This window comes from Piscinibacter sp. (genome assembly GCF_050175855.1).
In the GTDB taxonomy this organism is placed as follows: domain Bacteria; phylum Pseudomonadota; class Gammaproteobacteria; order Burkholderiales; family Burkholderiaceae_C; genus Piscinibacter.
In genome coordinates, this window is the sequence record NZ_JBFXIO010000165.1 from 1 (window position 1) to 10470 (window position 10470).

Genomic DNA, 10470 nt, shown 5'->3' on the forward strand with positions numbered 1-10470 from the left:
GTCGAGCACGAAGTCGATCTCGCCGGAGACCAGCGCGGCCAGTCGCGTGGCGTCGTTGCCGATCGGCGTGTAGACGATCTCGTGCACGTTGCCCTCGAACTTGCCCCACCAGTTCGGGTTGCGCTTGTAGACCGTCTTGATGCCCGGCGCGCGGCTGACCAGCATGTACGGCCCGGTGCCGTTGGCGTTCAGGCCGGCGTAGCTCTCTTCCTTGTTCTTGAAGTCCAGCGGCCGGGTGACCCTGTTCTTCTCGCTCCACACCTTGCTCATGATCCACAGCGTCTCGAGGTGCTGCAGGAAGATCGGGTTCGGCGCAGCGAGCTGGAACTCCACCGTCAGGTCGTCGACCTTGCGCGGCTTGCCCACCGCGGTGGCGTACTGGCTGATGGTGGAGGTGGGTGCGGCGCCGCGCTCGATGGAGAAGACCACGTCGTCGGCGGTGAAGGGCGTGCCGTCGTGGAACTTGACGTTCGGGCGCAGCTTGAAGCGCCACAGTGTCGGCGAGACCTGCTGCCACTCGGTGGCCAGCGCGGGCACGATGGCGAGCTGCTTGTCGCGGGTGACGAGCTTCTCGTACACCTGCCCGTTCATCATGTTGGTCATGGACTCGTTCTGCGAGTGCGGGTCCATGGTCTGCGGGTCGCCCTGGCTGGCCCAGCGCAGGGTCTGCGCCTGGGCCGTGGCGAAGGTGGCAACGAGGGCGACGGCGGTGACGCTCGTGGCGATCAGTCGAAGCATGCGGTCCACTCCATGAGGTTCGAAGTGGCCGCAGTGTAGGGGCCTGCGCGGCTCAGCGTGCCGGGTAGCCCTCCTCTTCGAGCGCCTGCTTGACGGCCTCGGGCGACTGCGTGGTCTCGATGCGCACCGTATGGGTGGCCAGGTCGCACTGCACCTGCGCGGCGGCGTCGAGCTTCTGCACCGTGCCGGTGACGGTCTTGACGCAGTGGCCGCAGGTCATGTCGGGAAGGGTCAGTTCGATCATCGTGATCTCCAGGTCGGGTTCGGGATGCGCCAACGATAGACCTTGACACCGTGGCAAGGTCAAGCGGAAAGATCAAGCGAAATTCCCCTTGACCCTGACATGATGTCAACGTCGAGACTGCTCGCATGAATACCGACACCACCCTCACCCTGCCCGTCGAGGGCATGACCTGCGCCTCCTGCGTCGGCCGCGTGGAGCGCGCGCTGGCCAAGGTGCCCGGCGTGGCGCAGGCCACCGTCAACCTGGCCACCGAATCGGCCGCCGTGACGCTGGCCGAGCGCGTACCGGCGGAGAGCCTGGCCGCCGCCGTGGAGCGCGCCGGCTACGCCGTACCCCACGACAGCGCCGAGCTGCGAATCGAGGGCATGACCTGCGCCAGCTGCGTGGCCCGCGTCGAGCGCGCGCTGAAGGCGGTGCCCGGCGTGATCTCGGCCACCGTCAACCTGGCCACCGAGCAGGCCCACGTCGAACGGCTGCGTGGTGCGGCCAGTGCCGCGGCGCTGATGGCCGCGGTGCAGAAGGCCGGCTACACGGCGCACGTGGTGGTGGCCGACCAGCCGCCGCCGCCGCCCGCCGCCGCCTCGCACGACGGCTGGAAGGTCGGGCTGGCGGCGCTGCTGTTGCTGCCGCTGGTGGTGCCGATGGTCGGTGACCTGTTCGGCCGCCACTGGATGCTGTCGCCCTTCGTGCAGTGGCTGCTTGCGACGCCGGTGCAGTTCTGGCTCGGTGCGCGCTTCTACCGTGCCGGCTGGAAGGCGCTGCGCGCTGGCAGCGGCAACATGGATCTGCTCGTCGCACTTGGCACCAGTGCCGGCTATGGCCTCAGCCTGTGGCTGTGGTGGGCCGACGACAGCGGCATGCCGCACCTGTACTTCGAGTCGGCCGCCGTGGTGATCACGCTGGTGCTGCTGGGCAAGTGGCTGGAGGCCCGCGCCAAGCGGCAGACCACCGACGCGATCCGCGCGCTGCAGGCGCTGCGGCCCGAGACGGCGCGCGTGCGGCGCGACGGCATCGACCTCGACGTGCCGGTGGCCGAGCTGGCGGTGGGCGATCTCGTGGTTGTGCGGCCGGGCGAGCGCTTCCCGGCCGACGGCCTCGTCGAGGAAGGCCGCAGCCACGCCGACGAGTCCATGCTCACCGGCGAGAGCCTGCCGGTGGCCAAGCAGCCGGGCGACCGCGTCACCGGCGGCGCACTCAATGCGGAAGGCCTGCTGCTGGTGCGCACGAAGGCGATCGGCGCCGAGTCGACGCTGGCGCGCATCGTGCGCATGGTCGAATCGGCGCAGGCGGCCAAGGCCCCGATCCAGCGCCTGGTCGACCAGGTCAGCGCGGTGTTCGTGCCGGTGGTGGTGGGCATCGCCGCGGTCACGCTGCTGGCCTGGGGGATGCTGACCGGCGACTGGTCGACCGGCGTGCTCAACGCCGTGGCGGTGCTGGTGATCGCCTGCCCGTGTGCGCTGGGCCTGGCCACGCCGGCGGCGATCATGGTCGGCACCGGTGCCGCCGCGCGGCGCGGCATCCTGATCAAGGACGCGCAGGCGCTGGAGCTGGCGCATGCGGTGCGCGTCGTCGCCTTCGACAAGACCGGCACGCTCACCGAAGGCAAGCCGCAGCTCGCCGCGGCGGAGCCGGCAGCGGGCATCGGCCTCGAACGCGAAGCGCTGGTGGCGCTGGCCGCCGCGCTGCAGTCGGGCAGCGAACACCCGCTGGCCGCTGCGGTGCTGGCCGCCGCACCATCGCCGCTGCCGGCCGCCACGGAGGTGCGCGCCCTGCCCGGCCGCGGCATCGCCGGCCGCGTGCAGGGCCGCGAACTGCAGCTCGGCAGCACGCGGCTGATGGACGAGCTCGGCCTGTCGCGCGTGGCGCTGCGCGAACGCGCGCAGGCGTTGCAGGCCGAAGGGCGCACCGTCTCGTGGCTCGCCGGCCGGACCGACGGCGGCGCCTGGCAGCTGCTCGGCCTGTTCGCCTTCGGCGACACGCTCAAGCCCGGGGCCGCAGTGGCCATCGCCACGCTGAAATCGCTCGGCCTGCGCACGCTGATGATCAGTGGCGACAACGCCGGCAGCGCCAACGCGGTGGGCCGCGCGCTCGGCATCGACGACGTGCGCGCCGAGGTGCTGCCGGGGGACAAGGCGGCGGTGGTGGCTTCGCTGCGCGACGGCTCGGCCAAGGTGGCGATGGTCGGCGACGGCATCAACGACGCGCCGGCGCTGGCCGCCGCCGACGTCGGCATGGCGATGGCGGGCGAACAGGGCGGCACCGACGCTGCGATGCAGGCCGCCGGCATCACGCTGATGCGCGGCGACCCGGCGCTGGTGGCGCAGGCGATCGACATCTCGCGCCGCACCACCACGAAGATCCGCCAGAACCTGTTCTGGGCCTTCTTCTACAACGTGGTCGGCATCCCGCTGGCCGCCTTCGGGCTGCTCAACCCGGTGGTGGCGGGTGCGGCGATGGCGATGTCCAGCGTCAGCGTACTGACCAATGCGCTGCTTCTGAAGCGCTGGGAGCCGAAGCGATGAACATCGGCGAAGCCGCGAAACGCTCGGCCGTCTCGGCCAAGATGATCCGTCACTACGAGAGTCTCGGGTTGCTGCCTGAGGTGCCGCGAACCGAGGCGGGCTACCGACAGTACGACGAAGCGACGGTGCACACGCTGCGATTCATCCGCCGCGCGCGCGACCTCGGCTTCGGGTTGCCGGAGATCGAGACGCTGCTCGGACTGTGGCGCAACCGCCGACGCAGCAGCAAGGACGTCAAGCGCATCGCGCTCGAGCATGCCGCCGACCTGCAGCGCCGCATCGACGAGATGCGCGCGATGCAGCGCACGCTGCAGCACCTGGCGCACTGCTGCCACGGCGACGAACGCCCCGACTGCCCGATCCTCGACGACCTGGCCGGCGGCCGGTCGGACTAGGACTTGCCGAGCTTTCTCAGCACCTCGGGTCCGGCCCACAGCTCGTCGAGGTGCGGGAACTTCCACTGGGCGTTGCTCTCTCGCGCCACGATCGCGTCGTTGCAGCCGGGGGACGAGAGATCGACCAGCTCGACGGCGATCGGCATGTTCGAGCGCGTGGAGAAGAACAGCTTCACCTTGGGCGAGACCAGCGAACTCTCGTTCTGCTCGACGACCACGCCGAGCTTGCCCGAGCGCATGCGCACGAGCGAACCGATCGGGTAGATGCCCAGGCTCTTGACGAAGGCCTGGAAGATCTCGGTGTCGAACTGCCCGGCCCAGGAGGCCATCTTGGCGATCGACTCGGCCGGGTCCCAGCCGCTCTTGTAAGGGCGGTTGGAGGTGATGGCGTCGTACACGTCGCACACCGCGCCCATGCGCGCCACGCGGCTGAGCGCGTCGCCCGCCAGGCCGTGCGGATAGCCGCGGCCATCGGGGCGCTCGTGGTGGTGCAGCGTCACGTCCAGCGCGACCTCGCCGACGCCCTTGCCTTCCTGCAGCAGCTCGTAGCCATGCTGCGGGTGCGTCTTCATGATCGCGTACTCGTCGTCGGTCAGCTTGCCCGGCTTGTTGAGCACCTCCAGCGGCATCGCCGCCTTGCCCATGTCGTGCAGCATGCCCGCCAGGCCGACCTCGCGCGCGGTGCTCTCGTCCATGCCGAGCTGGCGGCCGAGCGAGACCATCAGCGCGCACACCGCCATCGAGTGCATGTAGGTGTAGTCGTCGTGCGTCTTCAGCCGGGCCAGGCTGACGATCGCGCCGGGGTTGCGCCACACCGAGGAGGCGATTTCGTCGACCAGCGGCAGGCACTTCTCGGCGTCGAGCGCGCGGCCCATGCGTGCCTCGGCGAACAGCGACGACACCGCCTCGCGCGACTGGTTGACCAGCGCCGACGCCCGTTGCAGTTCGGCACCCAGGTCGGCGCTGGGCCGGGGCTCCGGAGGAGGCGCTTCGGCCACGACCGGCGCGGTGCCACGCCGGCCTCGGGCGGCTCGACGTCGCGCCCCTTGGCCGCGTCGATCCAGACCTCCTTGACGCTGCTGGCGCGCAGCTTCTCCAGGTCGGCCGAGTCGCGAAGGATGAACTTGGTGCGCCAGAAGGGATGGTCCAGCCATGCGCCGCACATCGCGTGCAGATGCATGCCCAGGCGCAGGTCTTCGACGGGAATCTTCTTCAGCATGGCGCGACGGAGGCCGGCAGCACCGGCTGCTTCGAGTATCGGCCCGCGCGGGGCTGACTTGAGCGATCACAGAAGCGAAAAAGCCGCTGGAAACCAGCGGCTTTCTCACGAGTGCGGGCGGTTCAGCGGAACCGCGACTCGGGCACCGTCTTGAGGTCGCTGGGCAGCGAGGCGATGTAGTTGGCCAGCAGCTTCAGCTCGGCGTGGCTGAAGGGCTTGGCCATGCCGGCCATGATCGCGTTGGCGCGGCCGACCTGGCTGTTGTTCTCGGTCTGGTAGGCCTTCAGCGCCACGTAGAGGTAATCGGCGTGCTGGCCGGCGAGCTTGGGATAGCTCGGGTCGATCGGCTTGTTCAGGTTCTCGCCGTGGCAGGAGGCGCAGTTGCCCTTCTTCAGCAGTTCGGCCACCTGGGCGGGCGACGTCGGCGCCGGCGCGTCGGCGTTCTTCGCCGGGCCGCCGTGCGTTTCGTAGAAGGCGCCGAGATCGGCCATGTCCTGGTCGGTCAGCGAGGCGGCGATGCCACGCATGGTCGGGTGCTTGCGCTCGCCCTTCTTGTAGGCGTTCAGCGCGGCGACGATGTACTTGCCGCTCTGGCCGGAGATCATCGGCACCTTGTGGATCTCGGGGAAGCTGGCCTGGTAGCCCGGGATGCCGTGGCAGCCGATGCACATGGCGGCCTTCTTCTCGCCGGCCTTGGCATCCTGGGCCGAAGCGGCGCCGCTGAAGCCGGCAACAGCCGCCAGCGCGAAGATCATCGAGAGTGCTTTGTTCATCGTCAACGGGAGCGCAGTTTTCGGGGTCAGCGGGCGATTATAGGGGCCCCGATATACTGGCCTGACCGCACTTTCCCGCCCCAGCGCCCGCGATCCATGAAGTTCCAAGGCTCCGAGAACTACGTCGCCACCCAGGACCTGATGCTGGCGGTGAACGCGGCGATCACGCTCAAGCGCCCGCTGCTCGTCAAGGGCGAGCCGGGCACCGGCAAGACAATGCTGGCCGAGGAGGTGGCCTCGGCGCTGAAGATGCCGCTGCTCCAGTGGCACGTGAAGAGCACCACCAAGGCGCAGCAGGGCCTGTACGAGTACGACGCGGTCAGCCGCCTGCGCGATTCGCAGCTCGGCGACGAACGCGTCAAGGACATCCACAACTACATCGTCAAGGGCGTGCTGTGGCAGGCCTTCTCCGCCGAGCAGCCGGTGGCGCTGCTGATCGACGAGATCGACAAGGCGGACATCGAGTTTCCCAACGACCTGCTGCGCGAACTCGACCGCATGGAGTTCTACGTCTACGAGACGCGCGAGCTGGTGCGGGCGAAGCACCGCCCGCTGGTGTTCATCACCTCGAACAACGAGAAGGAGCTGCCCGACGCCTTCCTGCGCCGCTGCTTCTTCCACTACATCAGGTTCCCCGACGCCGACACGATGAAGAGCATCGTCGACGTGCACTTCCCGAACCTGAAGAAGGAACTGCTGGCCGCCGCGCTGAAGAACTTCTACGAGGTGCGCAACCTGCCGGGCCTCAAGAAGAAGCCGAGCACCTCGGAGCTGCTCGACTGGCTGAAGCTGCTGGTCGCCGAGGACATCCCGCTCGACGCGCTGCAGAGCAAGGACGAGAAGGTCAGCGTGCCGCCGCTGGTGGGCGCGCTGCTGAAGAACGAGCAGGACGTGTCGCTGTTCGAGAAGCTGGTCTTCATGCAGAGGCACAACCGCTGATGCAGCCGGTCGGCCCGGTCACGCTGGAGCGCGCCCCGGTTCGGCTCGTCCCGCTCGTGCTGGAGCACGAAGACGGCCTGCGGCGCGCTGCCGCCGATGGTCAGCTGTGGAACCTGCGTTTCACCTCCGTCCCCGAACCCGGGGCCACTCGCGCCTACATCGAAACCGCGCTGCGCGGCCGCGCCGAGGGGCACCGGTTTGCCTTCGCAGTGCTCGACGCTGCCAGCGGCGAGATGATCGGTTGCACCAGCTACCACGACATCGTGCCGGCGGTCGAGCGGCTGGAGATCGGATGGACCTGGTACGCCGCCAGCCGCCAGCGCAGCGCCGTCAATACCACCGCCAAGCTGCTGCTGATGCAGCATGCCTTCGAGACGCTGGGGGCGAAGCTGGTCGGCTGGCGCACCGACAACTACAACTTCGCGAGCCAGCGCGCCATCGAGCGCCTCGGTGCGCGCAAGGACGGCGTGCTGCGTCATCACGCGCTGCGCCGCGACGGCACGGTTCGCGACACCGTGATGTACAGCCTGGCCGCCGGCGAATGGCCGGAGGTCAAGGCCCACCTGCTCTGGCAGCTGACCCGGCCGCGCTGAGCACGACACCGCCCACGAGGAGACGATGGCGAAGAACAGGAAAGGCATCGACGTCGAGGATCTCTGGAAGTTCGAGCGCATCGCCGCGCTGTCGCTGTCGCCCGACGGCTCGCAGGCGGTGTGCACGGTGCAGAGCTTCTCGATGGAGGAGAACCGGGGCCAGACCTCGCTGTGGCTGCTGTCGACCTTCGGCGGCGGCCCTCGTCGGCTGACGAGCTGCGGCGAGAAGGACGCGCAGCCGGCCTGGTCGCCCACCGGCGAGCGCATCGCCTTCCTCGCCAAGCGCGAGCTGCAGGGCGCGAAGGACGAGACGTCGCAGCTCTACGTCATCGCGCCGGACGGCGGCGAGGCCCGCCGCATCAGCGACTTCGCGCCCGGCATCGAGTCGTTCAAGTGGCTGCCCGACGGCCGGCGCATTGCCTTCGTCGCCTGGGTGTGGCCCGAGCTGCGCGGCACGCGGGCGCAGGCGAAGCGCTTCAGGGAATTCAAGGAGCGCAAGGAAACCGCCTACGTCACCAGCGAGGCGCAGTACCGCTACTGGGACCACCACGTTCCGATGGGCCGCGTGGCCCACCTGCACCTGTTCGACGTGGCCAGCGGCCGCATCGTCGACCTGTTCGAAGGCACCGGCTACGAGCTGTCGCGCGCCGAGCCGGACGCGAACTGCTTCGACGTCTGCAGCGATGGCCGGCATATCGTCTTCGCCCACGACCCCGCGCGCGAGAAGCGCATGGACAACTGCCGCGCGCTGGCCGAGGTCGACCTGCGCACGCGCCGCATCGCCACCGTGGCGCACGACAAGGCCTGGGACATGGAGGCGCCGCGCTACAGCCCCGACGGCCGCCGCATCGCCTTCATCGCCGCCCACCAGGGCCGCAAGCACACGATGCCGGGCCAGCTGGCCGTGCTCGAGCGAGGCGGGCGCTGGAAGGTGGCGAGTGCCGCCTGGGACCACGCGATGCACGCCCCGCTGCGCTGGGACGACGACGGCCAGTCGGTCTGCTTCACCGCCGAGCACGAGGCGCGCAACCACCTCTGGCGCTTCGACCTGCGCTCGCGCAGCGCCACGCGCGTCGTCGCCGGCGGCTGGGTGCAGTCGTTCGACGTCGCCGCCGGCGTGGTGGTCACCGCCGCCGACGCGATGGACCACCCGGCGCGTGTGCACGCACTTCGCGACGGCGAGCCGCCGCGCCGGCTGGAGCGCTTCAACGACGAACTGCTGGCCGCGCTGAAGCTCGGCACGCATGAGGACGTGCGCTTCAAGGGCGCGCAGGGCGACGAGGTACAGATGTGGGTGGTCTACCCGCCCGGCTTCGATGCGCGCAGGAAGTACCCGCTGCTGCACAGCATCCACGGCGGCCCCCACGCGGCCAGCGGCGACACCTTCCACTACCGCTGGAACAACCACGTATTCGCCGCGCAGGGCTACGTGGTCGCCTGCGTGAACTACCACGGCTCCAGCGGCTTCGGCTACGCCTTCCTCGACAGCATCACGCACCGCTGGGGCGAACTGGAGCTGCAGGACGTGGAGGCCGCCACCGACTGGCTGCTGAAGAAGCCCTGGATCGACCGCCAGCGCGTGTTCGCCACCGGCGGCAGCTACGGCGGCTACATGGTGGCGTGGATGAACGGCCACGTGAAGCCCGGCCGTTACCAGGCCTACGTGTGCCATGCCGGCTGCTTCGACTGGGTGTCGATGTTCGCCGAGGACGCCTACACCTGGTTCCCGCGCGAGCTGGGCGCAAGCTACTGGGACGACATGGCCAAGGTGCATTCGCAGAGCCCGCACGCCTTCGCCGGAAAGATGAAGACGCCGACGCTGGTGATCCATGGCGCCCTCGACTACCGCGTGCCCGACGGCCAGGGCCTGGCCTACTACAACACTTTGAAGGCGCGCGGCGTCGATGCGCGGCTGGTGTGGTTCCCGGACGAGAACCACTGGATCCTCAAGCCGCGCAACTCGAGGCTGTGGTTCGCCGAGTTCTTCGACTGGCTGAAGCGCCACGACCCCGGCCGAGCGGCGGCGCGGCGCAGGGCCGGCTGAGCGCCGGCAGAAAGCCGCTCAGGCGGCCATCACCACGCGGTCGCGGCCAGCTTCCTTGGCGGCGTAGAGCGCACGATCGGCGCGCTGCAGCACGTCGCGCGGCTCGCTGCCGGGCTGGTGGACGGTGGCCACGCCCACGCTCACCGACAGCGGCAGCGGCCCCGTCGATACCGCGAAGGGCGCGCCCGCCACCGCCGTGCGCAGCCGCTCGGCGGCCGCCTGCGCGCCGGCGTCGTCGATGCCGGGCATCAGCACCACGAACTCCTCGCCGCCGGTGCGCGCCACCAGGTCGCTGCCGCGCACGGTGTCGCGCAGGCGCTGGGCGGTCTGCGCGAGCACCTCGTCGCCGACGAGATGGCCGTAGCGGTCGTTCACCCGCTTGAAGTGATCGAGGTCGAGGGCGAGCAGCGCGAAGGCGGATCCGTCGCGCTGCAGGCGCGACCACTCGCGCTGCAGTTCGGCGTCGAGGGCACGACGGTTGAGCAGTCCGGTGAGGGGGTCGTGCAGCGTCAGCTCGCGCAGCCGCCGCACGTAGCGCAGCGTCAGCAGCGCGACGAAACCGAAGTTGTAGGTCGCCGCCATCACGCCGTAAGCGTAGAGCAGCCCACGGTTGGCCTCGGTGTAGCGGTGCATCTCCAGCGAGACGCCGCCGTGCAGGGCCTGCTGCACGAAGCGCGCACCGAAGACGGCCAGCACCATGGCCACCGGCGTGGCCAGCACGAGGGCCATGCGGTGGCCGTACTCGGCGCGTACGGCGCCCTGCAGCGAAGCGGCCGTACGCGCCAGCACCCAGGTTGGCGCGCCATACGCCAGCAGAACGCGCCGGACTGCCTGTTCCTCGCCCGGGCCGATGGCCGTGAACAGCGCGGCCAGAACCGCCAGGGTGGCCGCATGCTCGCGGTCGGCCGGCGAGACGCCCATGAAGCGCTCCATGCCGCGGCGCAGCACCACGAAACCCGCCGCGAAGCAGAAGTTGGCGCCGCCGTAGGCCCACCAGCTGCGC

At 69.7% G+C, this 10470-nt stretch carries 9 protein-coding genes and 1 pseudogene; 5 read left to right on the forward strand and 5 right to left on the reverse strand.

The genetic code is table 11. The features are described from left to right. Both AB7U92_RS13715 and AB7U92_RS13720 read right to left on the reverse strand, forming a co-directional pair. A partial coding sequence (locus AB7U92_RS13715; protein ID WP_428577667.1) for an ABC transporter substrate-binding protein occupies nt 1-738 on the reverse strand: 738 nt, incomplete at its 3' end. Between the two features lie 52 nt (nt 739-790). Then, the gene (locus AB7U92_RS13720; protein ID WP_428577669.1) at nt 791-982 is read right to left on the reverse strand and encodes a heavy-metal-associated domain-containing protein; all 192 of its coding nucleotides are present in this window, start codon (nt 980-982) and stop codon (nt 791-793) included. A gap of 125 nt (nt 983-1107) precedes the next feature. Between AB7U92_RS13720 and AB7U92_RS13725 the strand changes: the two genes are divergently transcribed. Continuing rightward, nucleotides 1108-3504: a heavy metal translocating P-type ATPase gene (locus AB7U92_RS13725; RefSeq protein WP_428577672.1), complete on the forward strand. Its 2397-nt coding sequence runs from the start codon at nt 1108-1110 to the stop codon at nt 3502-3504. Then, nucleotides 3501-3899, forward strand: coding sequence for a Cu(I)-responsive transcriptional regulator (gene cueR, locus AB7U92_RS13730; protein ID WP_428577674.1), 399 nt, complete (start codon nt 3501-3503; stop codon nt 3897-3899). Before AB7U92_RS13725 ends, cueR begins: the two co-directional genes overlap by 4 nt. Here cueR and AB7U92_RS13735 read toward each other — a convergent pair. Next, nucleotides 3896-5118, reverse strand: a pseudogene (locus AB7U92_RS13735) (HD-GYP domain-containing protein). The gene cueR and the pseudogene AB7U92_RS13735 overlap by 4 nt on opposite strands. 122 nt (nt 5119-5240) lie before the next feature. Continuing rightward, nucleotides 5241-5891: a c-type cytochrome gene (locus tag AB7U92_RS13740; protein ID WP_428577677.1), complete on the reverse strand. Its 651-nt coding sequence runs from the start codon at nt 5889-5891 to the stop codon at nt 5241-5243. 96 nt (nt 5892-5987) lie between these two features. Here AB7U92_RS13740 and AB7U92_RS13745 point away from each other — a divergent pair, with 96 nt between their 5' ends. From AB7U92_RS13745 to AB7U92_RS13755, 3 genes are read left to right on the forward strand one after another with little or no spacing between them, the layout of a single operon-like run. Then, complete coding sequence (locus AB7U92_RS13745; protein ID WP_428577680.1) at nt 5988-6830, forward strand: AAA family ATPase; 843 nt, start codon at nt 5988-5990, stop codon at nt 6828-6830. Beyond that, entirely contained in the window at nt 6830-7423 is a 594-nt protein-coding gene (locus AB7U92_RS13750) for a GNAT family N-acetyltransferase (protein WP_428577683.1), read from the forward strand. Before AB7U92_RS13745 ends, AB7U92_RS13750 begins: the two co-directional genes overlap by 1 nt. A gap of 25 nt (nt 7424-7448) precedes the next feature. Next, nucleotides 7449-9467 carry a S9 family peptidase gene (locus AB7U92_RS13755; protein WP_428577686.1) on the forward strand — a complete coding sequence of 673 codons (2019 nt, stop codon included), beginning with the start codon at nt 7449-7451 and terminating at the stop codon, nt 9465-9467. An 18-nt stretch (nt 9468-9485) separates the two neighbouring features. Here the strand turns inward: AB7U92_RS13755 and AB7U92_RS13760 are convergent. Beyond that, the coding region (locus AB7U92_RS13760) for a GGDEF domain-containing protein (protein ID WP_428577689.1) at nt 9486-10470 on the reverse strand (985 nt) is incomplete at its 5' end.